This is a genomic window from Segatella buccae ATCC 33574 (genome assembly GCF_000184945.1).
GTDB classification, from domain to species: domain Bacteria; phylum Bacteroidota; class Bacteroidia; order Bacteroidales; family Bacteroidaceae; genus Prevotella; species Prevotella buccae.
In genome coordinates this window covers 1,963,997-1,990,803 of the sequence record NZ_GL586311.1, presented here as the reverse complement: position 1 = coordinate 1,990,803, position 26,807 = coordinate 1,963,997, and the positions used below count along the sequence as shown (strand labels likewise).

The following is a 26,807-nucleotide window of genomic DNA, read 5'->3' as shown; positions in this document are numbered from 1 at the left end:
TACAACTATAAAGTTGAAATATAGAGCGAAATCGTAACTTATTACAACATGGTCATTGCAATCTAAAACCATCCGAATACAAAAAGTCCCGACACATGGCTGTATCGGGACTTTGATATTTGTAAGATGACTAATTATTCACCTTTAGAGCTATCGTTGAAAGTAGCAACGCGGTTGAACTCAACCTGCTCGAAGAGCTTGTCAGTTGCACCCATACCCTTTGTTGTCAGGCGGTCGGCAGCAATCTTATACTTCTTGATGAGAGCCTTCTTAACCACCTCGGCACGAGCATCAGACAACTTCTGGTTCAGTTCGGCAGAACCTTCGGGAGAAGCATAGCCCTTGATCTCAACCTTAGCGGTAGGATTCTTCTTCATGTAAGTGGCAATCAGCTCGATCGGAGCATACTGGGCAGGATCGATAACAGACTTACCCTGACGGAAGAGAACGGTCGGCTGGAGGTTAGTAGCCGTAGCGGGCTTCACATACTTAGGCTTCTTGTTGCACTCGTCGAGAGCGTTCTGGAGGTCGGCAATCTGACGATCCTTGGCAGCAAGCTGTGCGTCCTTACCATTGAGGTCGTTGCGCAGGCTGTTGATTTGAGAGTTCAAACCGTCGATTTCGGCCTGGTCACGAAGTTTTGCAATGGTGAAGTTGTGAGTGCCATTGGAGTTCTTAAACTTATAGATGACACCGGCGTTCAACTGCACCTGCGACTTGTTGATGTTGTAAGCAACGCCATCGTAACCGGCACCATTGAGAGCCCAAAGGATAGAAGGCTCAACATACACCTGCCATGCCTTGCTGGAACCAAGGTTGAATGCGAAGTCGATACCGGCCTTGGAAGTCAGGGCGTTGGTATTCTTCAAACCCTTGCTGTTGAAAGTGTGCAGCCATCCATAACCGAATACGGGGATAACTTCAAACACGCGGGGTTCACCTTTGTAACCACCGAACCAGTTGCTCAAGTTAACAGTAGCAAGCAGGCTGGTGTTGAGGTAGCGCACTGCAGTACCGGTAGACACACCGGGCTTGTTGGAGAAATAAGCATTGCTCTCAGCAGCCAAACCAAAAACCGGAGTGAACCAACGACCGATGCGCAGACCGGCATTGGGATTCAAGTCACGCAACCAGCTGTGACCGGTGGTCACTGTAGCAACACCACCATTGACACCAATGTAGAAGTTGTCAAAAGTCTTGCTTTCGTTTACGGTCTGAGCCGAAACGGATACTGCCATAGAAGCGGCAGCAAACAATAAAACTAACTTTTTCATGTCTCTCTGAAATTTATTATTATTTATAGAATTGATATTACCTTATTCTCGTTTCGGGTGCAAAGTAATAAAAAAAACTTCTAACTTCCAAATATTTTTAATAAAATCTTATGTTCTTCAACATAAAAGGAGTAAAAACAATTATAGTAGGTGTGATTTAGAACAATAGCAACCATCATTTATCCACAAAAAGATGTACCTTTGTCGTGTATGAAAAGAATCATCATGATCACAGGCGGACAACGTTCCGGTAAAAGTTCCTACGCCGAGCAACTCGCCCTCAGCCTGTCCTCCACCCCCTGCTATATAGCCACGGCCCACATCTGGGACGAGGAGTTTAGGGAGCGGGTGGAACGACATCGGGCGCGTCGGGGCAGCAACTGGACCAACATTGAGGAAGAGAAATATCTCTCGCGACTGTCTATATATAATAAGGTGGCGGTGATAGACTGTATCACGCTGTGGTGTACCAACTTCTTCTACACGCCCGATGCAGACAAACAGCAGTCGCCCGATGTCGACGAGGTGCTCAGGCAACTCAGGCAGGAGTTCGACAGCTTTGTCGCTCAAGATGCCACATTTATCTTCGTCACCAACGAGATAGGCTGTGGCGGCGTGAGCATCAACCCTATTCAGCGACGCTTCACCGACCTCGAAGGCTGGATGAATCAATACGTGGCTGCCCGCGCCGACGAAGTGATCTTGATGGTGTCGGGCATTCCCGTAAAAATAAAAGGATGATCACTCCTACGACAAACCCATCATTCGTTGCCTTTCACACTACAAGAAAATCGCATGAGAATTTTCAACATACAACGCCCCGCCCCACATCTGTCAGAAGCTCTGCAAGCGAAAATAGACAATCTGAACAAGCCCAAAGGTTCTTTGGGCAGACTTGAAGAACTCGCCTTTCAGATTGGGCTTATCCAGCAAACGCTCTCCCCTGCCCTCCGCCACCCCTGCCACCTGCTGCTGGGAGGCGACCATGGCATTGAGCGCGAAAGCGTGAGCGTGTCGCCCCGTGAGGTCACGTGGCAGCAGATGATCAACTTCAGTCGAGGCGGAGGAGGAGTAAACATGTTTTGCCGACAGCACCGGTTCGACCTCACCATCGTTGACATGGGAGTGGACTATGACCTCACACCCTACCCGGACATTCTGAATTGCAAAGTGGCCCGCGGCACCCGTAACTTCCTCCACGAGCCGGCCATGAGCTGTGAACAACTCGATCGGGCCATTGACTGCGGCGCGATGCTTGTAGACCGTTGTGTAGAGAAAGGGTGCAACATCATCAGTATCGGTGAAATGGGTATTGCCAACACCTCGCCTTCCAGCATTTGGATGAGTCTCTTGGGACACATCCCGCTTGATGAGTGCATTGGAGCCGGAGCCGGACTTGATGCGAAAAGTATCGAACATAAACGCATTGTGCTCCAAAAGGCCGTTGACAACTTTCACCGGTGCCACACCCCATTTCCACCCATGTCATCCACCAGCGAGGTGGAAGAAATCATCCGCCATTTCGGCGGCTTCGAGATGGTTGGCGCCATCGGTGCCATGCTCCGCGCTGCCGAGCGCCATCTCACGGTGTTGGTAGACGGTTTCATCATGGGGGCATGTGCATTGGCCGCCACACGCCTCTATCCGGACAGCCTTCACTACATGATTTTCGGCCATTGCGGAGAAGAGAGCGGCCACCGCAAGATGCTCTCCCTCATGCAGGCCCGGCCGCTGTTGCAGTTGGGCATGAGACTGGGAGAAGGGACGGGCGCACTCTGTGCCTACCCCATCATAGAGTCGGCGATACGCATGATCAACGAGATGAACAACTTTGAAAACGCACACATCACAAAATATTTCTGACATGAGAATCCCCATTGACAACAACCTCGCATGGTATGACCGCATCTGGGCTGCCTTGATATTTTTCACGCGCCTTCCCTTCTGGCGCATCCACCAGCCCAAGAAAGAAGCCTACGAAACCGTAGTGGAACATTGGCCGTTGACAGGATGGCTGACAGGAGGCATCATGGCACTGACACTCTATCTGGCAGGAACCTATGTCAATTTCCCATTTGGCATCATTGCGGCCATCACGGTTCGCATACTCCTCACAGGGGCTTTGCACGAAGACGGGCTGGCCGACTTTTTTGACGGTTTCGGAGGAGGCGGACACGACCGTGAACGGATACTTACAATTATGAAAGATTCCCACATAGGCACATACGGCGTGCTGGGACTCATCCTCTACACGACCATTCTCTATCAGGCACTGTATGCCTTGAACTCTCCGACAACAGCAGCGCTGACCATCTTGATAGCCGACCCGTTCTGCAAGACACTTGCGGGCCAACTCATCCTTTGGCTTCCCTACGCACGTTCGGCCGAGGATTCCAAAAACGGAGTCGTCTACCGGAGATTCGGCATCCGCGCAGGCATTAGTCTGGCTCTCCAAGGACTTCTTCCCGTAGGACTCCTGATGTTATTGGCTTACTACGGTCCACTCCAACCGCTTCTGCAAGGAGAACACATTGCCTTCTACTATGAGAGTTTCGCGTTTGCCGGCTTGTGCTTTTTCGCTCTTTACTCCTTGCTCTTACGACGCATACACGGCTATACGGGCGATTGCTGCGGAGCCGTATTTCTGCTGACGGAACTCTGTTTCTACATCACGACAGCCCTCTATTACAGCTTACGATTTACCACAACATAAACAAGACAGAAAACTATGAAAGTGACATTGATAAGACACACTCGCGTAGGTGTACCCAAAGGAACCTGCTATGGCTGGAGCGATGTGCCTCTGGCTGAGACCTTTGAGGAAGAGGCTGCCACGACCCGGAAAAATCTTGACCGACAACTCCGGGAGTCCCCCTTGCACCTTGCCGATTTCGACCGTGTGTACTCTTCACCCCTCACCCGCGCCCGCAAACTGGCTGCTTTCTGCGGCTACCCTTCCCCGCTCGTAGACGACCGACTAAAGGAAATGAACATGGGCGACTGGGAGATGAGACTCTACGACGACATCGCGAAAGTGGATCCTCACATCCTCGACTGGTATAATGACTACATGCACCTTGCAGCCACGGGGGGTGAGAGTTTTCCTATCATGTATGCCCGCGTGGCAGAGTTTCTGGACGAACTGAAAAACAAGCCATACCGCCATGTGGCCATCTTCGCCCACGGAGGTGTACTCATCTGCGCCGGCATCTATGGCGGACTTTTCAAGAAAGAAAACGCCTTCGAAAACCTTACGGACTACGGAGGCATTGAAAATATCGAGATATAGGAGTTGACAGACCGGCAGGTGGCAGACATATTCCGTGTGTAGGAAGGTTGCATGCCCCCGACACCCTGCAACATGAGCCGGCATGTCTCCCTGACACTCCGACCTTCCCCCATTGGAGGCATCGGTGGGCAAAAACCAAACTATCGGCAGGCAACCATAAAAATGGTGCGGAGCCTCTGCACACTTTGTGCATGGCTGCCGCTCCACTCGTGCATGGGCTCTGCACGGATGGTGCAATGGCCTTGCACAAAACCGAAAAGAGCCTCGCGATATTCTTTCTGCAAAGGGATGACACTGCAATTTGGCACAATGGAGAAAGGGAGAAAGCTCCGGTTTTTAGCCGGAACTTTCTCCCTTTTGACGTAACATCGTCTAATGACAGACACTTTATATACCTGTCACTTCTCCAACCGGGCTTTCAACAAGGCCGGAATCTCGGCAGTTTCCCGTGCCACGGGAATGCCGACAGCCTCAAAAGCAGCCACTTTCTCTTTCGCCGTGCCCGAACCGCTTGAAATGATGGCACCGGCGTGCCCCATCTGTTTGCCCTTCGGAGCTTCACGCCCGGAAATGAAAGCCACAACAGGTTTGGTCACATGAGCCTTGATATAGGCGGCAGCACGCTCTTCGGCGTCGCCACCTATTTCACCGATGATGGCAATACTGTCGGTTTCGGCATCTTTCTCAAACATCTCCAAAAGGTCTTGGAAGTAGAGGCCCACGATAGGGTCTCCCCCAACTCCCACGGCGGTGGACTGCCCCAGACCGCTTTGCGTGAGGTTGTAAACCACCTCGTAGGTCAGTGTGCCACTACGGCTTATCACGCCCGTGCGCCCCTTCTTGAAGATACCGGTGGGCATAATGCCCGCCATACTCTCCTCGGGTGAAATCAATCCCGGGCAGTTGGGGCCTATGAGATTGGCGCCCTTCTGCCTGATATAGTTGTAGGCCTGCACCACATCAAGCGTGGGCACACCCTCCGTGATACAGATGATGAGATTGATGCCGGCATCAGCTGCTTCCATCATGGCATCTTTGGCAAAAGGTGCCGGCACGAAGATAACGGAAGTGTTGGCTTGCGTAGCTTCCACCGCATCTCTCACGGTGTTGAAAACCGGTATACCGCTCACTTCCTGTCCGGCTTTTCCGGGGGATGTCCCACCTACGACATTGGTACCATACTCTTTCATCTTGGTGGCATGAAAACTGCCGTCGCGCCCTGTGATGCCTTGCACAATCAGTCGCGTATTTTTATTGATAAGGATACTCATATTATTCGTTCTTGTTATTCGTTGAACTTTTCATCAACCATTTCATAGATTTGTCACCCTATTTGGCCAACTCCACAGCCTTTCTACCGGCCTCGCTCATAGTTGCTGCCACATGGAAAGCCGTGCCCTTGAGCAGTTCTCGCCCTTCGGCTTCATTGGTTCCCGTGAGCCGAATCACAATCGGCATGTCAGTTTTGATTTCCTTAAAGGCCTCTATCAACCCCTTGGCCACATCGTCGCAACGTGTGATACCGCCAAAGATGTTGATGAGCACCACCTTCACATGCTTGTCGGCCAACAGCAATTTCATGGCCTCCACGATTTTCTGTGGGTTGGAACTGCCACCAATATCAAGGAAATTAGCAGGGTTTCCACCATAAAGCTTTATCATGTCCATGGTGGCCATAGCCAGCCCGGCACCATTGACCATACAGCCAATTTCGCCACCGAGATTCACATAGCTGAAACCTTTCTCCTTGGCTTCATGCTCTTTCTTTTCCTCCTCTGTGGGTTCAAACATGGCCGATATATCCGGATGACGGTAGAGGGCATTGTCATCGAAAGTCATTTTGGCATCAATAGCCTTCAACGAACCGTCCTTGAGTTTTACAAGCGGATTGATTTCGGCCAGTGATGCGTCTTTCTCTACGAAGAGTTGATAGAGTTTTTGAAATAATGGTATGGCTTGTTTCACCTGCGCCATGTCGTCAAAGAGTTTCAGAGCGGCTTCACGCGCCTTGAAGTCGGCAAGCCCGATGGTGGGATCAATGGCTATCTTGAAAATCTTTTCCGGTGTCTCCTTGGCCACGGCCTCGATGTCCATGCCCCCTTCACGGCTCAACATCAAGATGGCCGTTTTGGACTTGCGGTCGATGACAATACTCACATAATATTCTGCGGCGATATCCACAGCCTCGCCTACAAGGACTCTGTCTACGGTAAATCCTTTAATATTCATTCTCAGTATGGCTTCGGCACATACTCTCACCTCCGTTTCACTGCCTGCAAGTTTCACACCGCCGGCCTTTCCCCGGCCTCCGGTGTGCACCTGGGCCTTTACCACAGCCCGTTCCACGCCCAGCTTCTTATATGCCGCTACCGCTTCATCGGGCGTGAAGCAGAGAATACTGTTGTCAACGGGCAGGCCATAACTCGCAAAAAATCCTTTTGCTTGATACTCATGAACTTTCATAGTCTGACAATTTTATAGTTGTGTATTGTTCTACGTGCAAATATAAGTAAAATATTCCGATTATAAAACGGTAAAATAAAAAACTAAAATAAAACCCGCCAGAAATTTACCTGACGCGCCCAAAAATGTTTGTAACGAACTGTCAATTCGAGAAGGAAAATCATTTGATTGCCACTCTCAAGTTGCGCCAAACCCAGCGTGGGAGCCTGCGCCAGAGTGCAGTGACAATGCGCCAACGCCAGTCGATAATCCAAACGTGACGCCGGTGGCGAATGGCATCCATGATTTCATCGGCAACGCTTTCTGTATTCATCAGGAGCGGATAGTGTGCGTCTCCACGCAACAATTCTGTATCGACAAATCCGGGGCGGATGTCGGTCACCCGAATATTTAAATGACGAAAAGCGGCTTGTTGCTCAAGTGCTTGCAGATAGGTGCTCTGCATGGCTTTTGTGGCACTATAACTTGGGGCCATACCCAATCCTTTTGTCCCTGCCACGCTTGTAATGCAGACAATATGTCCACCGCCATGCCGACTGAAATAGCGGTAGGCTTCTCCAACCATCCGAACGAATCCCAGGCCATTGGTAGCCACGGTAGACAGTTCTATGCCCGGTTCCAAATCCACATTCTTACGGCCTATGCCGGAAGCATAGAAGAACAGCTCCATTCCTCCCGTCTCAGCAATCAACTCCTGTAGCACTTCCGGCGCGGTGTCTTTACAGACATCTATCTCCCGACATGTCACCGTCTCCGGTGCTTTCGAGCGCAATTCTTCCAAAAGTGCTTGACGACGAGCGGCTATGCCCACGTTCCAACCTTCTTCTATAAGGCGCAAAACCACTTCACGCCCAATGCCACTACTGGCTCCGATAACTATTGCATGCTTCATAATCATGACGGTCATTAAAATGGTAAAAGACTCATTACAGGCATACTCCAAGGTTCCTGATTGCACAAACTTACATGTTTTTTTTGATATTTCGCTTCTTTACGATAAAAAAGTTAAGGCAACCCTCATAATTTCTATTTGCACCATCGCCACACCCTATCTCTAAAACAAGACGACAGGGTGCTTCCGGCTGCCTTGAGAAAGTAAGTACAGACAGAAAAAAAGAACTCCCACTGCATCAGTATAGAGGTCGTACCGGCCTTAACAAAAAAATAAAGACAGAAAAAAGGGACTTCCCGCATCACTGCGAAAAGCCCCCCGAACAAATTAGAGAGTTATAAAAAATCAAGTTTATTGTTAGGTCTTATTGATAAAATTCCTTCTTACCTGCCGCCAACGTATTTTTCATCAGCGAACAGATGGTCATGGGGCCCACACCACCGGGCACAGGAGTGATGAAGCTGCACTTCTCGGCCACTTCATTAAACTTCACATCGCCATTGAGTCGGAAACCGCTTTTGCGCGTAGCATCAGGAACACGCGTGGTGCCCACGTCGATAACGACTGCTCCGGGCTTTACCATGTCGGCTGTCAAAAAGTCGGGACGACCGATAGCAGCAATGATAATATCGGCCTCACGGCACTCTTTTTTCAGGTCACGGGAATGACTGTGGCACACAGTCACAGTGGCATCGCCATATTGCTTCTGCATCATGAGTTGCGCCATAGGCTTACCTACAATGTTACTACGGCCAAGCACGACACACTTCTTGCCTGAAGTATCAACGTGATAATGCTGCAAAAGAGTAAGAATGCCCAAAGGCGTGGCAGATATGAAGCAAGGGAGTCCGATGGCCATACGTCCCACATTGATGGGATGGAAACCATCTACATCTTTCCGATAGTCAATGGCTTCAATGATGCGTTGCTCATTGATGTGCTTGGGCAGGGGTAACTGCACAATGAATCCGTCTACATCCGCATCGCCATTGAGCCGGTCTACACAAGCCAACAGTTCCTCTTCGGTCACTGTATCTTCAAACCGAATGAGAGTAGACTTAAACCCACATTGCTCGCAAGCTATCACCTTATTCTTTACGTAAGTCTCGCTACCACCGTCATGGCCCACAAGTACAGCTGCCAAATGGGGCTGCTTCCCCCCTGCTGCCACAATAGCCTTCACTTCTTCGGCTATCTGCGCCTTGATGACATTTGCCGTTGCCTTACCGTCGATTAGTGTCATATTCCGTCTCTTTGTCTGTCTTAACAAGCAATTCGATTACATCTTAGGCATACCGGGCATACCTTTCATGCGGCCCATCATGCCGGCCATCTTGTTACCGGTGACCATTTTCATCATCTTACGAGTCTGGTCGAACTGCTTGATCAGCCGGTTCACGTCCTGAATATTCATCCCCGAGCCTTTGGCTATGCGCTGCCGACGACTGGAGTTAAGGATTTCCGGATTGGAACGTTCCTTAGGCGTCATGCTCTTGATGATGCTTTCAATACCCTTAAAAGCATTGTCATCAATATCTACATCACGAATGGCCTTGCCCACACCGGGAATCATGGATGCCAAATCTTTCAGGTTACCCATCTTCTTGATTTGCTCTATCTGGTTAAGGAAATCATTAAAGTCGAACTGGTTCTTCTGAATCTTCTTCTGCAAGCGCCGGGCTTCCTCTTCATCAAACTGTTCCTGGGCACGCTCCACAAGACTGACCACATCGCCCATACCGAGAATACGATCGGCCATACGGGCCGGATGGAACACATCGATAGCCTCCATCTTCTCGCCGGTACCGATAAACTTGATCGGTTTGGTAACCACCGTCCGAATGGAAAGGGCTGCACCGCCACGAGTATCACCATCAAGTTTGGTAAGTACCACACCGTCGAAATCAAGTCGATCGTTAAATTCCTTAGCCGTGTTGACAGCATCTTGACCGGTCATGGAGTCGACCACAAAAAGCGTTTCGTCAGGATTGACAGCCTGTTTGAGGTTTGAAATCTCAGTCATCATCTGCTCATCGACAGCCAGACGACCGGCGGTATCGATGATGACCACATCATAATTCTTGGCTTTAGCCTCCTTGAGCGCATTAGCGGCAATGGCAATAACATCTTTGTTGTCGGGCTCGGCATAGACCGGCACGCCCACTTGCTCACCCACGACCTTCAACTGGTCAATGGCAGCCGGACGATAAACATCGCAAGCCACCAACAAAGGATTCTTATGTTCCTTGGTCTTGAGCATATTAGCCAACTTGCCGCTGAAAGTAGTCTTACCCGAACCTTGCAGACCGCTCATCAGAATGATGGCAGGACGATTCTTCAACACAAGCGGCGCATCTTCGCCCCCCATGAGTTCGGCAAGCTCGTCGTGCACCAACTTCACCATCAACTGCCCGGGTTTCACAGCCGTGAGCACATTCATGCCCAAAGCTTTCTCCTTGACGGTATTGGTGAAATTCTTTGCCACTTTGAAATTAACGTCCGCATCAAGCAATGCCCGGCGCACGTCTTTCATCGTTTCGGCAACGTTGATTTCCGTTATTTTGCCTTCACCTTTCAGAATCTTAAAGCTGCGTTCAAGTCTGTCACTAAGATTTTCAAACATATTTAGCTAATTCCTTTTGGTTTGCAAAGGTACATATAAATGAACAAACGACAAAACGAATTATCATATTTTATCGTCATTGATTGGCTATTTTCGCCTCTTCCCGGGCCTTCAGATCATCAAGTTTGGCCGCTTCGCGCTCCTTTTTAGCCTTTTCTTGTTCTGCGGCCTGTAGCTTCCGTTCCTCATCGGCCCGCTTCTGTTGGAGATAAGTATCCACAATGGGATCTCCCGTCTCCTTGTCCAATTCAGCTATAATCTTCTTGGCTTTTCTATAATGTTTGCGGTCGCGCACGGCACGACGATCCATCCATCCAAGGAAGTCGCCTTGGATACCCCCCGGGCGAGGAACTGTGCGAGCTGCATTGCCGGCATCCTTTTCAAACACAGAGACATTGTGCTGGTTCTCCCCCCACACCTCCACCTCACCTATTTGATGGGCGGCAGGCAGCAAAAACACCGTATCGGGGAGTGCGGCCAAATGGATGGTGACCGGAATGTAGCCGGGCTTGGACACCTTGGCCGAATCGAAAGCATACTTCATGGCGAAATAGCCCCGATAGTCGGTGCGGGCCCAATGGCCCGTATTGGTATGTATGACCGCCTCCTTGATGGGGACATGATTCTCCATATCAGCCACCACACATGTACGTTGTGCGTCGGCCTGCCCAAATATCGTCACCCCCATCAAGAGAAAAACGCCTCTACCCGCTACTCCCATCGCCAAATCATTTAAAATTTTGCGACAAAAGTAAAGGTTTGAATTGTATTCGACAAATTTATTAAATGGAATTAAACTAAAATCACTTTTTTTCAAAAGCGGCATCGGAACCGGCGGTTATATCTGTCGGTTCCTCTTTCAGTTCAACTCCCACATCTTGCAACAACTTAATGGCATCCACATACTGGGCAATGCCTTGGGCAACCTCCTTGGCAGCTTTCATGGCCAGCACCACGGTCTGCGGACGATGCACAACATCGCCCCCGGCAAACACTCCGCGACGGGTGGTCATGCCCACAGGCCGATCAAGCACTTTCACATATCCTTTCTCGTCGACTTCAATCCCTTCGGTGGTGCTCACAATGCGATTGGCGGGTCGGCTTCCAATGGCCAGATAGATGCGTTGAAATTCTTCTATGCGCTCGCCGGCAGGAGATTTTACCCGGCAAGCCCCCAAACGGCCGTTCTTGCCCTTGATGAACTCCTCCACGGTGGTCTCCCACTCAAACTTCACGCCTTCTTTCACGGCCTCCTCATACTCGCTGAGTATGGCAGGCATCTCTTCCTGTGTGCGCCGGTAGAGCACCGTCACGTCGGCTCCCAACCGAATGGCTGTGCGGGCTGCATCCATCGCAACGTTGCCACCGCCAATAACACCCACCCTTTCGCCTTTGCGCAGAGGAATGACATTGCGGTCGACGGCTCCTTCATTGAAACTGTTTACATTGTGAAGGAAATAAGTGCTTTGGCTCACTCCGTGCAAGTCGGCCCCCGGAGTGGAATCCATATTCTGCGGCACTCCGGTACCGGTTCCCATGAAAATGGCATCAAACCCCTGACGAAACAAGCTGTCTACCGTCACATTGTTCTCGCCCACCAAAGCATTGCAGACAAAGTTCACTCCCAACGCCTCGATTTTCTTCACCTCGGCACGCACCACCTTTTTGGGCAACCGATACTCCGGGATGCCATACATGAGCACACCACCGGGCTCGTCCTGCCCCTCAAAGATGGTCACCGAGAAACCTTGACGGGCCAAGTCGCCGGCCACAGTGAGGCCTGCAGGACCACTACCTATAACCGCCACCTTACCCCGATCCTTCTGCGGAAGTTTCTCGCGGGTGAGATTCATACTTGTATCAAAGTCGGCAATAAACTGCTCTATCTTACCTATTTGTATGGGATTGCCCTTGCGGGCGAGCACACAATGCCCCTGGCACTGCTTCTCATGGGGACACACCCGGCCACAAATGGCCGGCAGATTACTCTTTTCGTTGATAATGGCCATCGCATCACCCATGTTGCCTTTGGACAGCTCGTGGATGAAATCACGGATGTCATTGCCTATCGGGCATCCTTTCTCGCACGACGGCACTTTGCAATGCAAGCATCGCTTGGCTTCTTCTATTGCCTCACGGGTAGAAAACTCCTCGTGAACAACCTGAAAGGCGCTCACTTCTTCATTATTACTCATACCTATTTAATTTGCGTTACCCTCGTCTCCCTATTCAGTTCATAGGTAGACACCGATGCCAATCTTCAAACCTATCGTCGAATAGTTGGAATGGTCTTTGAACGACTGGTCATAGTAAATGGCCGGTTCAACGGTCACCGTGCGGCTGAGGAAAAAGGCATAGCCCACTTCCACGCCCGGCATCACATCGTTGTAGTTATGGTTGGCATGCACGAGTTTGCAGCCTGCACCGAGATAAAGACCGTTTTGAATGATGTAATAGCGACCGGCCACACCCAAGGTCAATTTGTCCGGCATGCCATCGGTTCCCTTATGTTCGTATCCGACTTGTCCGAGCAGCATCAAGTTGTCCATACACAGATAGCCTACATGGGCCTGTGCACCGAGATTGAAACCATCGTTGCCGTTGTAGTTCAAGTTGATGCCTGTCAATGAAGCGCCGACATACACTTTGCCTTCTTCAAACTGTGCGTGGGCACCCACTGCCATCATCAACGCAACTACCATTGTTCCTAACTTCTTCATCATAGTTCCGATTCTTTTAAGTTTATAAATCCTGTCGATCACGGTTACAAAGTTACACTAAATATACGAAAAAGCAAAAACTTTTCCACCATTTTCAACATAAACGTAACAATCACAGAAGCAAACACACTGTAAATGAAGCACATCCGACGAACACGCAAAAGCCTTGCGCAATGTCTCCCATCAGCCGACCGACAGAGGTTTTCCACCCAATCTCTTGCCGCAACCACACAAAATGCTTACCTTTGCAAGGCTCTATCCTTTGGTCGGATAGAGGAGGAAGAATTAACCGTTTTCCACAGAATGCCTATGAACAAAGAAATACATTCATACCTGTCTTTTCTCAGTTTCTGCCTGTCAGACACGCGCCCCGTACCCTCCTGCGTGTCGTCCATCAACTGGACAAAGCTGTTGGAGTTTGCCAAAAAGCAAACCGTAGTGGGCATCTTCGCCGAAAGGCTGCTGAACGACAACGAGGCGTTGCTGCACGATGAAGGCTTCCTGTCAAACAAGCCTACGGACGAGGATGTCATGGCATGGATGTCGGCAAAGAACATGGTGACCACGCTCAACAAAAAAGTAGATGAAGTGGCCGTCTGGACTGCCAAAAACTTCAAGGCCACCGGGTATGACGCCTGCATCCTTAAAGGCCAAGGGGCAGCTCTCCTCTATCCGCACAAAGCAATGCGCACACCGGGCGATGTGGATGTATGGGTGAGAAAAACAAGGGAAAACACAGCCGATAAGCGTAGAAAAACGCAGGGAGAAATCGACCCAGAGATACACGACATCATCCAATACGTACACAAGATAGTGCCCAAAGCCAAGGCGTGCTATCATCACATAGACTTCATTTCCCCAAAAGGCGTGTCGATAGAAGTACACTACCGCCCGCAATGGCTGAACAATCCGTGGCACAACCGAAGGCTGCAATGCTTCTTCCAAGAAATGGCGGAAGAGCAGTTTACCAACTATGTACATCTGTCCAATAGCACGAAAGACACGGCCGTTCCCACCATCGACTTCAACGTGGTCTTCATGCTTGCCCATCTCTACAACCATCTGCTGCACGAGGGGATAGGCCTGCGTCAGCTCATCGACTACTACGAATTGCTAAAACGCCGCCAAGAGTCGGGAGACACTTCGAAGACCGATATAGCCAAAACCATCGACCGTCTGGGACTGATACCCATTGCCGGAGCCGTGATGTGGCTCTTGAAAGAGTTTTTGGAACTGGAAGCGGAATGTCTCATCGTGCCCCCCAATGAGAGATTGGGAAAGGTGGTGCTCCGCGAAATGGTGGCCGGAGGGAATTTCGGCAAATACGACGAACGCACATTGAGCGGAGCCTACAACTCTCCATTCATGAAAAACATTCAACGCATCGTCCGGGACATGCGTCTCGCATGGTATTTCCCGTCCGAATGTTTATGGGAGCCTTGGTTCAGGGTGTATCATTGGTGGTGGCGGAAGCAGCATCAGTAAGTGTACAGATCGCCCCATTTATCTGTCAGAGTTTTTCAACACGCATTTGCATTCTGCCCCTAAAAGCAGTATCTTTGCATTGGCAAGGGAAGCATACAGATGTTTCCCTTTTTTCATTTTCCGGCATTTTGTCTTTCCATCACAACCAAAAGTGACCGTAAAAGTGGCCCTTTCGGCTTCTCACTACGGCCGTTTCTGTTTCCCGGTGTGGCCCTTTCACGATGTCAAAGAGCCACACCGGGAGAACTTTTTCGTTTTTCTTGTCATCAGAGAGTGGAGTTTTCGGTCTGCATTCCGCCCTTTAACATTTCTCATGTCGCGTATTTTCGCATTCTTTAATAGTTCATGCTATACTATGGGCCGGCACGACTTGGCAGCAGTTCTTTATTCGTCTTTTGCCTTCTCCTTATTCTTCAGCGGATTGGCATAAATGCCAAGGAAGATATCCTTGAGCACATCGGGCTCGCTGATGTCGTATTCGTTGAGCCGCTCCATGTATTTCAGGAAAGCGTTGCGCTCGGCTTCGGTATAATGGTTGCAATAGGTCTGCCGGCCGTAGCGGAGGTCGTGGGCGATGTAGTTGAACGGCGAGAGCTGATAGGCAGCATTGATACGCTCGTCAAGCAGATGTGCCACCCGCTTGTGATACTCATTGCTCGTGCAGGCATCAAACTGCATAAGGTCTTCCTCCGTGACTTCTTTGCAAAGCGCGATGTTCACGTTGCCCTTGTGTTGCACGATACCGGTAAGGATGCTGTTGAGATCTTCTCCCGGCTTCTTGATATAGGGTGAGAAACGACTTTCGTAAAGTTCGATGGCCTTGAGGATGTCACAACTCTCCCGTTCATAGCTGATGGAAACGGGAATGATATGGAGCTCGCTGAGCGCCTTGATCTTATCCTCCGACTTACTCATGCAAAACATCTTGATGATGCCTTGGTCGGTGTGATCGTTTCCGTCTTTGGTGCGACCGTTACGCTGGGCTATCCATACGCTCTGCCGCTTCTCCAGCAACGTGTGGCGGATGTAATCGCTCAAGTGGCGGCTGCTCATATAGAAATCTTTCAGCTTTCCCCCGCGCTCCACCCGAAACATCTTGTTGGACTTGCCGATGTCGGTGACCACTCCGGGACTCATCAGATTGGCACCAAATGTGATTTCAGTGGTGTCGCGGCCGGCCTTGACAAGCAGATATTGCAGGAGCGAAGCGTCGAGCATGATGTCGCGATGGTTGCTCACAAAGAGATACTGACGGTCGGGACGCAACTGCTCCATACCGCTGAACGTGAGCCTGTTAATGGTGCGCCCGATGATCTGCAAGTTGACGGGCATCATTACCTGCCGCTGAAAATTCCATGTGGTGGTGAGCCGGCTCACCATCTCGCGGATGTCCTCCAACTTGCGGTCGGGGAATATCCACGAGGCCAACAGCGGGAAAGCATCGCTTTTTGCAATGCGCTGCATTGCTGCGGGAATCTCCGCATCATTATAGGGGCGAATGTCGTCGAAGGAGACTGCACCGCCCCCGCCCCCGTCGGTCCCCTGCGACACTGTGGCATGTCCCTCTCGGACATCTCCAGTCGGTTCTTGATTGCCTTTCAGTTGTTCCATATTCTTCTTTCAAGGTTGGGTTTTAACATTGTCAAGTTTGTTACAGGCCGTCATTGCCGCATATCCAGAAACTTGACCGGTTTGCGCGTCTTGGGTGGAAAATTGATTTTCTGCACTTCCTCCACAGGCAGAATCTCCACTTGCGGAGCCACACGCAAATGACTGCGGAAATGGTCTTTCAAGTCTTTCACGGCATCGAAGGGGGGACGGTACTTCAAGCCCACTTTCACGATGACATCGTCTGTCCCGCTCTCGCTCTCTTTCACACATACCACATAGTTTTGCACGTAAGGTGTATTGTCAAGCACATCGTTGATGGCCGGCGGATAGAGGGTGGTACCTTTGAGTTTTATCATATTGTTCTTCCGACCCACCAACGGAGTCAGACGGAAAGAGTTGCGCCTGCACTTACAACGCTCGGTGATCTTGGCACACATATCGCCTGTGCGGAAACGGAGCAGCGGCATGCCTTCCACACCCAGCGTTGTGACCACGACTTCACCAACTTCGCCGTCGCTGACAGGCTTGTCGTCCTCTCCTATAATCTCTACAATGATAAGTTCGGGATGACAATGGCCCCCTTCCCCGTATTCGCATTCGCTGAAAGTGGCCCCCATCTCAGTGCTGCTATAAGTGGCGAAGAGCTCGACATCCCACTTCTCCTTGATCTGACGGCCCAGAAGATTGAGTGAAAAATCTTGATTGCGCAGTCCTTCACCGATGCCGATGATACGGTGCACACTGGATTTGCGATAGTCTATGCCATGCTCCTCGGCATACTGTATGAGACGGGGAATGAACGAGGGCACACACATGATGCTATCGGGCTTGATGCGTCGAATGGTGTCCCACTGAAGCTCGGGAATGCCGTTGCCCACCCGGATGATGGAAGCGCCAAGCCGACGGATACCGAGGAAATAGGCCAGGCCGGCCATAAAACGCTTGTCGATGGTGGTCATCAACTGCAAGATGTTACCGGGCCGGAGACCGGCACAAGCAAAGCTCTTGGCCTCGTTAAAGGCCAGCCGTTGCAGGTCTTTTTCCGTGCAGCCGAAAGTGACGGGGTCGCCAAGCGTGCCACTGGTCGTGATGTAGTCAACAATCTTCTCCCGAGGCACACAAAGGAAGTCGTCGTTGAAGAGTTGCAAGTCTTTCTTCTCCGTGAAAGGAATGGCCGTCAAGTCTTCAAGATGCCTTATCTTACCGATGTCAATGCCCTGACTTTCAAACATCCGTTGATAGTAGGGGGAGCTGTGCTGCAAATACAGCAACGCCTCATGGAGTTTCTGCTCCTGAAAGGCCTTAATGGCCTCAAGCGATTCAAATTCAATATCCTTTTCCATTTATTGCATGATGGCTTTAATCCATTTCAAAAACTCTTCTTTCCATTCGATGGCTTCCTCACTCGTCTTGCGGGGATTGACACCGAAACCATGTCCTCCGGTGCGGTATTGTCTGTAGAAATGAGGCACACGGTGAACAGTGAGCGCACTATCCATGAGCTCGGCATTATGATGATTCACAATAGGGTCGTCCATGCAGTTGATCATAAATACCGGGCAACAAATACGATCCGCATGTCGCTCCATCGATAAACTATCACATACGAGTTTGTCTCTCCATCTGCACTCGCCCAAAAGCCCCCGACGACTACGCCGATGAACACAAGGATGGCTCATCGAGACAACAGGATAGATGGGGGCGACAAAATCAGGAGAGAGGTTTCGGGGACTGTAAGCTGCGGCCTGCAACACGAGATGACCACCTGCTGAAAATCCCATGGCCCCCACTCGCCGGTAGCCCTTAGAGCGCACTATTTCGAGGGCACGGTTGAGGGCATTGATCTGGTCGGGATGCTGACGACCGTGAAAAAGCCATCGGGAGTGAAGGGCAAAACCCGCCCAGCCGGCCGTGGGATAATAGAGCACATAGGCGGCAATGCCGTGGTCGGCCAACCATTGGCCTACTTCCCTACCCTCCGTCTTCTTGCTCAACCAGCAATAGCTGCCCCCGGGGCACACGACGACGGCCGTGGAGGTGGACTTTGCCGGTAAAAACTCCTGCAGCCGCCGGGCAGAGAGTGACAAAGCAGATGGCAAAAAGCCGGCGATAAGGAGGAGCATCGACAGGCGACGGATACAAAGAAAGTTATTCTGTTTCATTGATTTTCTTGATGATTTGATTGAGTCCGACAATGGCTTCAACCGTATTAATAGCTGTGAGCGGCACGCCACAGAAGCCGTGCAGATTGACATTCTGTCCGGTCATGTAAAGGTTGTGCAACTTAGTGAACACAGGCACTTGCGAGCGTGCAAGATTGTCGCAATCGCGCAACAGACCGTAAAGTGAACCTTCGGGCTGACCGTAATAGTCACGAATGGTGAGCGGGCCGGCCGCAAAGATATATTCGCACTTGCTCCGAAAACCGGGATAGAGAAGTTCCATACAGTCGATGATGCGGTCGATGTGCTGTTGCTTCCACGCCTCATAGTCACTTCCGCGCCTGCCGGTTGTGGTATCGGCCCATTGAGAGCAGGTGCTATAGGGGATGGGGGAATTGATCACCACCTTCGTGGCCCACTCTCCTTGGCCGGTTTCGGCAGGTGTCATATACATGAACCCGCGGGGCCAGTCAGCCGGGTCGTATTCACCATAGTGCCACACTTTGCCATAGTCGCGCTGATAGTAGCAGGTGTGGTTGATGTAAGGGAAGCTCTTTGGTTTCAACAGGCAATACACACAAAAGGTGCTGTAGCTTTGGGGAACTTCCTCCATACGACTCCGATAGGCTTTGGAGAAAGCCTTGGTATCGGTGAGTCGCAGCAGCTGCAGCGGATGGATGGCGCAGATAACGGGCACAGCCTGTCCGTCATCGCCCAATGTGGGCAATTGCAACCGGCGGCCTCCATGCCGATAGGTGACCGACCGCACTTCACGGTCGGCGACTTCCATTTCCACAACTTTACAGCCGGCCTTCACTTCTCCCCCGCCGGCACAAATGATATGGGCCAAAGCATCGGCCAGTTGCTGGCTGCCTCCGACAAAACGCGACGGCCCCTCAATGTAGAGCACGTTGATAAGAGCAGAGATATAACCGGGCGTATGACCGGCCACACCGCCGAACATCGGGTTCATGTAGGATATGACATCGCGCAATTTCGGATCTTTCAGATAGTAGTTGACAATGCGGTCGGCCGGCCAGTAAAATTTCTCGTCGTGGGTGTAGACATGGCTGTTGCCCGTGCGGAGATAGAAAAAGTCTATCTCACCGGTGATACGATAGAGTTCTTCCACATAGTCGCGGATGCCCTGCGCCTCATCGGGAAACTCCTGCTGGAAATAACGGATAAAAGCCCCTTTGCCTTCGGGTATGCGGTAGGTTTTGCCATCGGCAAGATAGGTGATTTCATCCATGCAGTCGGCATCGACATCGCGCAAAGCGATGTGCCCTGTGATGCCCAACCACTTGCAGAGCTTATAGATGCTGCCACCCGGCCGTATGCCCCCAAGAAGGTGCATACCCGTTTCAAAGGCCACACCATGACGGCGAAACATCTGAAGACCGCCGCCAATGACTTGATTTTTCTCAAGCACGGTGACGCGATAGCCTTCTTTGGAAAGGATGGCCCCCGTAAACAGTCCTCCCAATCCGCCACCGATGACTACAGCCGACTGCTCATGCAAAGATGCCGGCTGCCGGCTGCCGGCCGAAGATTGATAACTACTCCTCTCCATAGACAATCTCCTTAAATATCTTTTCACTTGTCAACAGCTCGCCACATGTGACCATTGTCCCCACAAGCACCCCAAGGATGCCATGACTGTTGATATTCTGGCCGGTGAGCAGAAGATTGGGAATCTTTGTGCGATGATGCACGCGGGCTGCCGGTCCGAGATGAATGTCTTTGGCTATGCCATACATCGAACCGTCCTCTGTACCGGTGTAATTGAGGTAGGTGAGCGGAGTGGAAGTATAATAGCCGGCTATCCGACTGCGTAACCCCGGAAACTCTTTCTCCATTTCATCCAACAGGCGCTCGGCATGTTCGGTCTTGAAACGTTCGTAGGCTTCTCCGTGCTTTCCCACCTGTGTACCTTTCCACGGCTCTACATCGTCCATTTGCATATAGGAAAGAATGACTCCACTGCGGGCGTACTGCTGATGTTCTTCGTCACAAAAGTGCATGTAGAGATAGCCTTTGGGCCACTCTTCCGGCGTATAGTGTTCACAATTCCAAGGTGAAGGCCTTTTATAGCCATAGAAATTATAGTTCATGTAAGGCACGGTGTTCTCCTTGAAACGCAGATAAACAGAAAAGCCGCCCACCGTGTTGCGCAGCGACTTGATGCGGCGTCGATAGGCAGGACGGAGGAGCGGCGAATCTACAAGTTCGAGTGTGCGGACGGGATGGGCATCGCTGATAATGACGGCTGCCTCGAAATGGCTGCCATCGGCACAGGTGACACCCGTGGCGTGGGAGGCATCGCAGTCGATGTGGGTCACCTGTTTGCGAATAAGCACCTCACCGCCATACCGACGGATGGTCCGGACAAGGCTGCGGGCAATGCGGTCGCTGCCTCCCACCACGCGCCATGCACTACGATTATAGAAATCCATCACAAAAGCGTAGGTAGAAAAAGGGGTCTTGTCTTTCTCTGCGGCATAAAGGGGCAAATTGCCTACCACCACTTGCCGTAGGACAGGATCGGTGATGGTCGCATCGACCACCTCATTGATGCTCTTCAACAGATACTCCGTATTGATGGCAGCATCTGTTTCCGTATGCTTCAAACTGTGGAGGGAGGAGGCTTCAGCTACTTGACTGATGAGGTCGCAGAAGCGATCAAGATTGGCCCGCTGGTCGGGGAAAAACTCAGAAAGGCGTTCTACAAAACGCCGACGGCCACAGGCAAAAGGATAGTGGCGGCCTTGCAGGGATATGACTTCGTATGCTTCTGCATCAAGTTGTGAAAGGGGCACATCGACTTCCAGATAATGAAGAAGTCGGTGCAGGGTCTGCCCCTCTGCAGCAGAACCAATAAAATGCATACCGGTTTCAAACTTAACGCCCTGACGTGTGAAGCATTGCAGACAGCCACCGGGCTGCCCACCCTGCTCAAGCACTGTCACGCGATAACCGTTTTTAGCCAGCACCACACCGGTGGAAAGTCCTCCCAAGCCGGCACCTATAATGATTGCATCTTTCTCCATACTCATTAGTTTTTGTAATAGTCGCGCAATTTGCGATAAGGAGCAAGATAGTCATCGGTTTCTATCGATGAGCACAACTCAGCATAATGTTTCTGATAATGATGGCGCATAGCCTTTGTCATCTTACGGATGGCCTCATTGGCTGTAATGCCTTCATCATCATATCGCTCAAAACACACACGCCGCCCCACTTCAATAAGGATTCGGCCTTGACGCAACATAAAGTCTTTCTTGGGCAACACATGGCCTGCACCGTGGATATAGAGTGGCAGGATATCGGCACCAAGTTCGTGGGCCAGATAAAAAGCGCCTTTATGGAAACGCAAAATGCTGTAATCTGCACTACGAGTGGCTTCGGGGAAGATGACGATGCTATAACCTTTCTTGTAAAGTTCGCGTAGTTTGGGCATATTCTTTTCCATCCCGTCAGCTGCGGGCAGGAAGTCGCCATGATGAAGCACGGAACCGTAGAATGGATTGTGCCACGTCCATCCGTTGGTGACAATAATCAGTTTCGGCGAGAATTGCAACACACTGAGGATGTCAAGATGGCTCTGATGATTACAAATAATGACTGCCGGCTTCTCAAAAGTCTCTCCTACCCGATTGTCAACAGCAAAGCGAATGCCGGGAAGCAAACGCAAGCCATATTTCGCCACGCCCCTGATGAGACGGTGATAGTGAAGGCGTTTCCGCTCCGTTATTCGCCCGAGATGGAAGTACAGCCATGTATAAGGCAGAGCCCCGCAATACATAAACATCAGAAAAAACAGCATGTAGCCTACAGAATAGGTCAAACGCTTCAGCGTGAGGGGGAGCGGGCGGGAGAAGAATGCCGTTGGTGCCAAGGCTGACGAACTGCCCCTCATTGGCACCGGAACCGTTTTCCCGGTGGATGCCAAACGTTTTTGGACATCTGCAACATCAGCTCGCACCAGCCAACGGAACACAAGAGGAGGGAGATAGTTGGCCATCAGGACAACAGTAACCATACCAATGATAGTCACTTCGGCCAAAGAACGAAGAGCGGGGTGCTTGGCAAAAATAAGAGTGCCAATGCCGATGAACATGAGTACGGCACTGAGCATCACACTGCGCTTATAGCTTGCAAGCCTTTTTTGTCCGGTGGTGTGTTCATAGAGCAGCCCCTCTGTGATGAAAATGGTGTAGTCGTCGCCTTGCCCGAAAATAAATGTAGCAAGGATGACATTGACAATATTAAACTGAATGCCTAAAAGCTGCATCAGACCCAATATCCAAATCCATCCGACTGCCAACGGCAAAAAGGACATCAAAGCCAGTTCGACGCGACGGAAAGAAAGCCAGAGGAAAAAGAATACAACACAACCGCAAACAAAACCAACGTAATTGAACGAGTTGTTGAGAATGTCAACAAGTTGGTTGCCAATATCTTTGGCACTGAAAGCAAAGGCATTGGCCGACGAGGCCCTGACGGCATCTTTCGCAAGTTGCTCCCGTTCGGTGTGGAGATAATTCACCATACGATAGCCTGAACCCGTTTTCAAAATGTAAGTTCCCAAAAATTGGGCGGTCAATGGTTGGAAATAAGAAACGGAACGGGGAGACACATTACGGCTGATGAGTTCGACGAAAGGCTGGAAAGCGCGCTCGGAGAAGCCCAATGACCGACATTCATTGCGAAAAACGGTCAACAACCGTTCACGGACAGTTGTATGGGACAAATGACGCAAGTCTTCCTCACACTTGCAGGAGGCACGACCGACAAAATAGGTATCCTTATTCATATACCGGTTCCATTCATTTCCCGTCACTTGGGAATCTCCGTCCACATTCAAAAAATCGCCAACACCTTGCAAGGGCATCCCTTTTTGGCGCAATTCCCTTTCCACCCGTCTGTTCTGTCCAGCTACTTCTTCGAGGGTCTTGCCCTCAACCACCACATAGACCGGTGCATCATGTACGGATGAAGCCAGCAACTCCATGTCCGAACGTTGGGAAGGAGTCATATAATTGATATGGGCAAGATTAGAATCGAAAGAAGTTTGCAAGGAAAAATAACCCAACACGAGCGTTATGGCACAAACCAGCGGGAAGAGGTAAGGGATTTGGGGAAGACGGAAACGGGAACTGTGATGTTCATACTGCCGGCGTTTGTGAGCCTTGGTAAACAACGGCAGAAAAACCAAGACAAAAAGAATGGTACCTATCAACATCAGGCTGCCGAATGCCCCGAGGTCGCGCATGGCCTGTGCATCAAGCCATACAAGGCAGAGAAAAGCTGCCACCGTCGTGATGTTACCTATCAACAAGGGTGACACCATTTCACGTAAAGCCTCACGCCTGTCGGTGACTTCACGAATGTGATCAAGGAAATGAAGCGGATAGTTGACAGCAATGCCGATGATGACACTGCCGATACCGAGCACGATAATGGATACACTGTCGTAGAAAACACTCATGCCGGCTATGGCAAAGAGCCATCCAAACGAAATGCTTGCACCAATCCACACGATATCGGACAACCGACGATAATGCCAAACGAGCAATACCAGAATGAGAACCACCGCTATCGACACGGCAATGAGAGAGTCGGTCTTGATTTGCCGGGCATTGGTGACTGCTATCAAGGGGGCTCCAATGGCTGACACACGGATGGACGGAAAACGCATTTCGGTCCGGGCCATCAATGTGTCAAGAGCACCGGCAAGCTCTGCATTCTTTTGGGTCTCGCTGGAACCATACGGACTGTCGAAAGTAATCATGGAGTGACGCCCGTCTTTGGTAAAGATATAACCATCGACCAGCTGAAAACTGTCGTTCATCCGCAAGTCTTGAAGCCGTTTCATCACAGGGGCGAAAAGTTGCAACGGATCGTATTGCAGTGTCTGCATGGCCATTCCGTTGGTAACGATAAGCTGCTGCTTGGCCTCCACCAGCCGGTTGTGAATATATTCCCGATTAAGCACGATCGTGTCTAAACGTTCATAATCATCCGGAAGAACAAAATAAGGAGCGTTGCGATATACGAAATCGAGCATACCGAGCAGCTTTTCCTCATCAATAGCCGTTTGTAGATTCGTCACCCGAAGACCGGTTTTAGTCTGGAAGCTGGAAGATTGCGCCATCTGCCTCAAACAAGTGCCAAGATATTCCATGGCCTCTTCCATGCTGTCGGTATCGACTACGGCGGTAGTATCCCGCATCTCAAAGATAACAGCTATACGGTTTTGAGAGTTTATCTGCCGATACACATCGGCATACTTCTCATTCTGCTCGTTCTGAGGGAGAAACTTGGAAATATCCTCTTCGTAGTCCACGCGTAATGCCATTGCCACAAACGCTGCGACAAAAGCAAGCATCAAAACCACCGTCATGACCTTATGCCTGCCCAAAACATCGTATATTTTCAAGAAAAACGTATTCATCGGCAAAGCCTCCTAATCATTTGCAGCGGCAGATAATAGCAAAGAGCACCTGTCGTAAGCACGATATTCAATAGGGTGATACGCATGAAATCTTGGAATGGGCGAAAGTTACTGACCCTTTCTCCTTGAGGGGGATAATAAACCCGAATGGGTATTGGGACAAGCTTAACGCCTTTCCAAGCCGAATAGACGAGCAGTTCCAACTCCGATTCATAGCGAGAGGTGATGACCCAACCGGCATTGAGCATGGAAAGAGGATACATACGGAAACCACACTGGGTGTCTTCGAGGGAGTGACCGGTCTGGAGATGAAACCAGAAGTTTGAAAACTTATTGGCAAAAGTATTTCCACCCGGCATATTCTCATGGCCAAAATTTCGAACACCAACAAGAAAAGAGCCTCTATTGGCAAGAAAAGCGTCAATGAAGAGAGGGATGTCCTCGGGATAGTGCTGTCCATCGCTATCTAGCGTAATGGCATATTCATAACCTCGGCGGATGGCCTCCTTAAAGCCTTCTTTCAAGGCATGGCCTTTCCCCTGATTCTTTTTGTATGACAAGATATAGGGTTTCAGACCGGCATCAGCTATAACTTGACACGCCTTTTGAGGTTCGCCGTCGAGCACGACAATAACGTTGTCGGTGTACATCATAACACGATGCAACACACCGACAATCGTCTTCTCGTTGTGATAGGAAGGAATGAGCACACAAATGTGCTCAGTCTCCATGACGGCTCTAATTTCCTCGTTATTCATGAAATATCAAAGAGAATTTCGTATAGACAGTTTCCCCCCGAGTGATGGCCCCCTGCACCTTGACATGTTCGCTCACATCTATTTTACGAAAGCGGACATCTACCCTCGCATTGGCTATCGGCGAAATAGGAGAAACGAACTTCAGGTTTTTGATTTCCTTCAGTTCGAGCCGCCTTCCGAGTTTCAACTCAAGCAATTCGCCAAGTACTTTAACGATGCACACACCGGGAGTGATCGGTTTACCGGGAAAATGCGCCTGATAAATCGGATGGTCAGGATTGAAACAGAGAGTGAAATCGGCATGGGAAGCTGTCTCATCTGACAAAGAAACTGCCTTGCCGCCAATGTTGTCCCCACTTATTTCGAACATAGAGTGTAACAGCTTCATCGCGACACCTTTATATTAGTCAACTCAATAGTGATTTTATCACCATTGGCTTGTATCATCACTACTTTATTCACCATGCAACGAGATTTATCAAAATAAAGACTGACGGTTTTTACAAATTGCTTCATCTGATTGTGACGGGGAGTGAGCTGCGCCATCCAAGTGCTCCCACCGGCATACATGACCACGCTAAAATCCCGATTATTGTTAAGATTCTGTCCTGTGATGCTGCTTTTCACCATCTTGACAACGTTTTGAAAGGTTTTACTCGCAGCCAGATCAACAGATTGCGTGCGACTTCCAGACTTCATCGTGACTACATTATTATCAATCGAAAACGTGTATTTGAATGGAGAGGTATATTGCCACACCAGACTACCCATATTACGATACTTCATCAAACCGTGGGAAGTGACTTTCTCTTCCAAAAACGACACCTCACTCACTTGGATGAAATCACAACTCAAAGCCTTCACCGTTTGCGCTGACTTGCAGATTTCCTTAATCATAACGGCACTCTGTTGCGCCGTTACCTTGCGCAACTGTTGTGCAGACATGGGAAGGACTGTCCCCAGCGAAAGCACTGCTCCAACTATAAAATTTCTTATATATGACTTCATTTGCTCCACATTTATTTGTTAGTTCATATCATGTCTCACTTCGCAACATGCACTTTAGCCTTCCC

The 26,807-nt window shown here is 50.3% G+C and carries 23 protein-coding genes; 5 read left to right on the top strand and 18 right to left on the bottom strand.

Translation table 11 applies throughout. The annotated features are described in order from the left end of the window. Positions 1–134: 134 nt before the first annotated feature. Positions 135–1,274 (bottom strand): OmpA family protein, encoded by a 1,140-nt coding sequence (locus HMPREF6485_RS07690; RefSeq protein WP_004345794.1) that lies wholly within the window; start codon positions 1,272–1,274, stop codon positions 135–137. A gap of 210 nt (positions 1,275–1,484) precedes the next feature. Here HMPREF6485_RS07690 and cobU point away from each other — a divergent pair, with 210 nt between their 5' ends. From cobU to cobC, 4 genes are read left to right on the top strand one after another with little or no spacing between them, the layout of a single operon-like run. Beyond that, entirely contained in the window at positions 1,485–2,015 is a 531-nt protein-coding gene (gene cobU / locus HMPREF6485_RS07685) for a bifunctional adenosylcobinamide kinase/adenosylcobinamide-phosphate guanylyltransferase (protein WP_004345793.1), read from the top strand. 54 nt (positions 2,016–2,069) lie between these two features. Further along, on the top strand, positions 2,070–3,137 hold the full coding sequence (cobT, locus tag HMPREF6485_RS07680) for a nicotinate-nucleotide--dimethylbenzimidazole phosphoribosyltransferase (RefSeq protein ID WP_004345791.1): 1,068 nt from the start codon (positions 2,070–2,072) through the stop codon (positions 3,135–3,137). A gap of 1 nt (position 3,138) precedes the next feature. After that, positions 3,139–3,987, top strand: coding sequence for an adenosylcobinamide-GDP ribazoletransferase (locus HMPREF6485_RS07675; protein WP_004345790.1), 849 nt, complete (start codon positions 3,139–3,141; stop codon positions 3,985–3,987). 15 nt (positions 3,988–4,002) lie between these two features. Further along, positions 4,003–4,563, top strand: a complete 561-nt coding sequence (gene cobC / locus HMPREF6485_RS07670) for an alpha-ribazole phosphatase (RefSeq protein ID WP_004345789.1) — start codon at positions 4,003–4,005, stop codon at positions 4,561–4,563. A 398-nt stretch (positions 4,564–4,961) separates the two neighbouring features. Here cobC and sucD read toward each other — a convergent pair whose 3' ends face one another. The 8 genes from sucD to HMPREF6485_RS07630 form a co-directional block, all read right to left on the bottom strand. After that, positions 4,962–5,834 (bottom strand): succinate--CoA ligase subunit alpha, encoded by an 873-nt coding sequence (gene sucD, locus HMPREF6485_RS07665; protein ID WP_004345787.1) that lies wholly within the window; start codon positions 5,832–5,834, stop codon positions 4,962–4,964. A gap of 58 nt (positions 5,835–5,892) precedes the next feature. Then, positions 5,893–7,026 (bottom strand): ADP-forming succinate--CoA ligase subunit beta, encoded by a 1,134-nt coding sequence (gene sucC / locus HMPREF6485_RS07660; RefSeq protein ID WP_004345786.1) that lies wholly within the window; start codon positions 7,024–7,026, stop codon positions 5,893–5,895. A gap of 160 nt (positions 7,027–7,186) precedes the next feature. Further along, positions 7,187–7,933, bottom strand: a complete 747-nt coding sequence (locus tag HMPREF6485_RS07655) for an SDR family NAD(P)-dependent oxidoreductase (RefSeq protein WP_004345785.1) — start codon at positions 7,931–7,933, stop codon at positions 7,187–7,189. 349 nt (positions 7,934–8,282) lie between these two features. Further along, entirely contained in the window at positions 8,283–9,161 is an 879-nt protein-coding gene (gene folD / locus HMPREF6485_RS07650; RefSeq protein WP_004345784.1) for a bifunctional methylenetetrahydrofolate dehydrogenase/methenyltetrahydrofolate cyclohydrolase FolD, read from the bottom strand. 36 nt (positions 9,162–9,197) lie between these two features. Continuing rightward, entirely contained in the window at positions 9,198–10,541 is a 1,344-nt protein-coding gene (gene ffh / locus HMPREF6485_RS07645; protein ID WP_004345783.1) for a signal recognition particle protein, read from the bottom strand. 76 nt (positions 10,542–10,617) lie between these two features. Then, a complete protein-coding gene (locus tag HMPREF6485_RS07640; protein ID WP_044125938.1) occupies positions 10,618–11,262 on the bottom strand; it encodes a hypothetical protein in 645 nt (214 codons plus the stop codon). Positions 11,263–11,344: 82 nt separating this feature from the next. Then, positions 11,345–12,736: an NAD(P)-dependent oxidoreductase gene (locus HMPREF6485_RS07635; protein WP_004345781.1), complete on the bottom strand. Its 1,392-nt coding sequence runs from the start codon at positions 12,734–12,736 to the stop codon at positions 11,345–11,347. A gap of 39 nt (positions 12,737–12,775) precedes the next feature. Next, entirely contained in the window at positions 12,776–13,264 is a 489-nt protein-coding gene (locus tag HMPREF6485_RS07630) for an outer membrane beta-barrel protein (RefSeq protein ID WP_007412084.1), read from the bottom strand. Between the two features lie 306 nt (positions 13,265–13,570). On the opposite strand from HMPREF6485_RS07630, the gene HMPREF6485_RS07625 reads away from it, so the two are divergent. Continuing rightward, positions 13,571–14,746: a nucleotidyltransferase family protein gene (locus HMPREF6485_RS07625; RefSeq protein ID WP_248622257.1), complete on the top strand. Its 1,176-nt coding sequence runs from the start codon at positions 13,571–13,573 to the stop codon at positions 14,744–14,746. A gap of 384 nt (positions 14,747–15,130) precedes the next feature. Here HMPREF6485_RS07625 and HMPREF6485_RS07620 read toward each other — a convergent pair whose 3' ends face one another. From HMPREF6485_RS07620 to HMPREF6485_RS07580, 9 genes are read right to left on the bottom strand one after another with little or no spacing between them, the layout of a single operon-like run. Further along, complete coding sequence (locus tag HMPREF6485_RS07620; protein WP_004345778.1) at positions 15,131–16,357, bottom strand: 1-acyl-sn-glycerol-3-phosphate acyltransferase; 1,227 nt, start codon at positions 16,355–16,357, stop codon at positions 15,131–15,133. 50 nt (positions 16,358–16,407) lie between these two features. Further along, on the bottom strand, positions 16,408–17,700 hold the full coding sequence (locus HMPREF6485_RS07615) for a phenylacetate--CoA ligase family protein (protein ID WP_004345777.1): 1,293 nt from the start codon (positions 17,698–17,700) through the stop codon (positions 16,408–16,410). Beyond that, entirely contained in the window at positions 17,701–18,519 is an 819-nt protein-coding gene (locus HMPREF6485_RS07610) for an alpha/beta hydrolase (protein WP_004345776.1), read from the bottom strand. It lies immediately after the preceding gene. Further along, positions 18,506–20,092, bottom strand: coding sequence for a phytoene desaturase family protein (locus HMPREF6485_RS07605; protein WP_004345775.1), 1,587 nt, complete (start codon positions 20,090–20,092; stop codon positions 18,506–18,508). The genes HMPREF6485_RS07610 and HMPREF6485_RS07605 overlap by 14 nt, the downstream gene beginning before the upstream one ends. Then, positions 20,079–21,575 carry a phytoene desaturase family protein gene (locus tag HMPREF6485_RS07600; protein ID WP_004345773.1) on the bottom strand — a complete coding sequence of 499 codons (1,497 nt, stop codon included), beginning with the start codon at positions 21,573–21,575 and terminating at the stop codon, positions 20,079–20,081. Before HMPREF6485_RS07600 ends, HMPREF6485_RS07605 begins: the two co-directional genes overlap by 14 nt. Further along, positions 21,575–24,925, bottom strand: a complete 3,351-nt coding sequence (locus tag HMPREF6485_RS07595; RefSeq protein ID WP_155814399.1) for a 1-acyl-sn-glycerol-3-phosphate acyltransferase — start codon at positions 24,923–24,925, stop codon at positions 21,575–21,577. The genes HMPREF6485_RS07600 and HMPREF6485_RS07595 overlap by 1 nt, the downstream gene beginning before the upstream one ends. A gap of 47 nt (positions 24,926–24,972) precedes the next feature. Next, the gene (locus HMPREF6485_RS07590; protein ID WP_004345771.1) at positions 24,973–25,734 is read right to left on the bottom strand and encodes a glycosyltransferase family 2 protein; all 762 of its coding nucleotides are present in this window, start codon (positions 25,732–25,734) and stop codon (positions 24,973–24,975) included. Next, a complete protein-coding gene (locus tag HMPREF6485_RS07585; RefSeq protein ID WP_004345770.1) occupies positions 25,727–26,122 on the bottom strand; it encodes a hotdog family protein in 396 nt (131 codons plus the stop codon). The genes HMPREF6485_RS07590 and HMPREF6485_RS07585 overlap by 8 nt, the downstream gene beginning before the upstream one ends. After that, complete coding sequence (locus tag HMPREF6485_RS07580) at positions 26,119–26,742, bottom strand: outer membrane lipoprotein carrier protein LolA (protein ID WP_004345769.1); 624 nt, start codon at positions 26,740–26,742, stop codon at positions 26,119–26,121. Before HMPREF6485_RS07580 ends, HMPREF6485_RS07585 begins: the two co-directional genes overlap by 4 nt. Positions 26,743–26,807: the final 65 nt, after the last annotated feature.

Coding starts and splice junctions, on each gene's coding strand:
- HMPREF6485_RS07690 (WP_004345794.1), bottom strand. CDS start 1,274: ATGAAAAAGTTAGTTTTATTGTTTGCTGCCGCTTCTATGGCAGTATCC.
- cobU (WP_004345793.1), top strand. CDS start 1,485: ATGAAAAGAATCATCATGATCACAGGCGGACAACGTTCCGGTAAAAGT.
- cobT (WP_004345791.1), top strand. CDS start 2,070: ATGAGAATTTTCAACATACAACGCCCCGCCCCACATCTGTCAGAAGCT.
- HMPREF6485_RS07675 (WP_004345790.1), top strand. CDS start 3,139: ATGAGAATCCCCATTGACAACAACCTCGCATGGTATGACCGCATCTGG.
- cobC (WP_004345789.1), top strand. CDS start 4,003: ATGAAAGTGACATTGATAAGACACACTCGCGTAGGTGTACCCAAAGGA.
- sucD (WP_004345787.1), bottom strand. CDS start 5,834: ATGAGTATCCTTATCAATAAAAATACGCGACTGATTGTGCAAGGCATC.
- sucC (WP_004345786.1), bottom strand. CDS start 7,026: ATGAAAGTTCATGAGTATCAAGCAAAAGGATTTTTTGCGAGTTATGGC.
- HMPREF6485_RS07655 (WP_004345785.1), bottom strand. CDS start 7,933: ATGACCGTCATGATTATGAAGCATGCAATAGTTATCGGAGCCAGTAGT.
- folD (WP_004345784.1), bottom strand. CDS start 9,161: ATGACACTAATCGACGGTAAGGCAACGGCAAATGTCATCAAGGCGCAG.
- ffh (WP_004345783.1), bottom strand. CDS start 10,541: ATGTTTGAAAATCTTAGTGACAGACTTGAACGCAGCTTTAAGATTCTG.
- HMPREF6485_RS07640 (WP_044125938.1), bottom strand. CDS start 11,262: ATGGGAGTAGCGGGTAGAGGCGTTTTTCTCTTGATGGGGGTGACGATA.
- HMPREF6485_RS07635 (WP_004345781.1), bottom strand. CDS start 12,736: ATGAGTAATAATGAAGAAGTGAGCGCCTTTCAGGTTGTTCACGAGGAG.
- HMPREF6485_RS07630 (WP_007412084.1), bottom strand. CDS start 13,264: ATGATGAAGAAGTTAGGAACAATGGTAGTTGCGTTGATGATGGCAGTG.
- HMPREF6485_RS07625 (WP_248622257.1), top strand. CDS start 13,571: ATGAACAAAGAAATACATTCATACCTGTCTTTTCTCAGTTTCTGCCTG.
- HMPREF6485_RS07620 (WP_004345778.1), bottom strand. CDS start 16,357: ATGGAACAACTGAAAGGCAATCAAGAACCGACTGGAGATGTCCGAGAG.
- HMPREF6485_RS07615 (WP_004345777.1), bottom strand. CDS start 17,700: ATGGAAAAGGATATTGAATTTGAATCGCTTGAGGCCATTAAGGCCTTT.
- HMPREF6485_RS07610 (WP_004345776.1), bottom strand. CDS start 18,519: ATGAAACAGAATAACTTTCTTTGTATCCGTCGCCTGTCGATGCTCCTC.
- HMPREF6485_RS07605 (WP_004345775.1), bottom strand. CDS start 20,092: ATGGAGAGGAGTAGTTATCAATCTTCGGCCGGCAGCCGGCAGCCGGCA.
- HMPREF6485_RS07600 (WP_004345773.1), bottom strand. CDS start 21,575: ATGAGTATGGAGAAAGATGCAATCATTATAGGTGCCGGCTTGGGAGGA.
- HMPREF6485_RS07595 (WP_155814399.1), bottom strand. CDS start 24,925: ATGACGGTGGTTTTGATGCTTGCTTTTGTCGCAGCGTTTGTGGCAATG.
- HMPREF6485_RS07590 (WP_004345771.1), bottom strand. CDS start 25,734: ATGAATAACGAGGAAATTAGAGCCGTCATGGAGACTGAGCACATTTGT.
- HMPREF6485_RS07585 (WP_004345770.1), bottom strand. CDS start 26,122: ATGAAGCTGTTACACTCTATGTTCGAAATAAGTGGGGACAACATTGGC.
- HMPREF6485_RS07580 (WP_004345769.1), bottom strand. CDS start 26,742: ATGAAGTCATATATAAGAAATTTTATAGTTGGAGCAGTGCTTTCGCTG.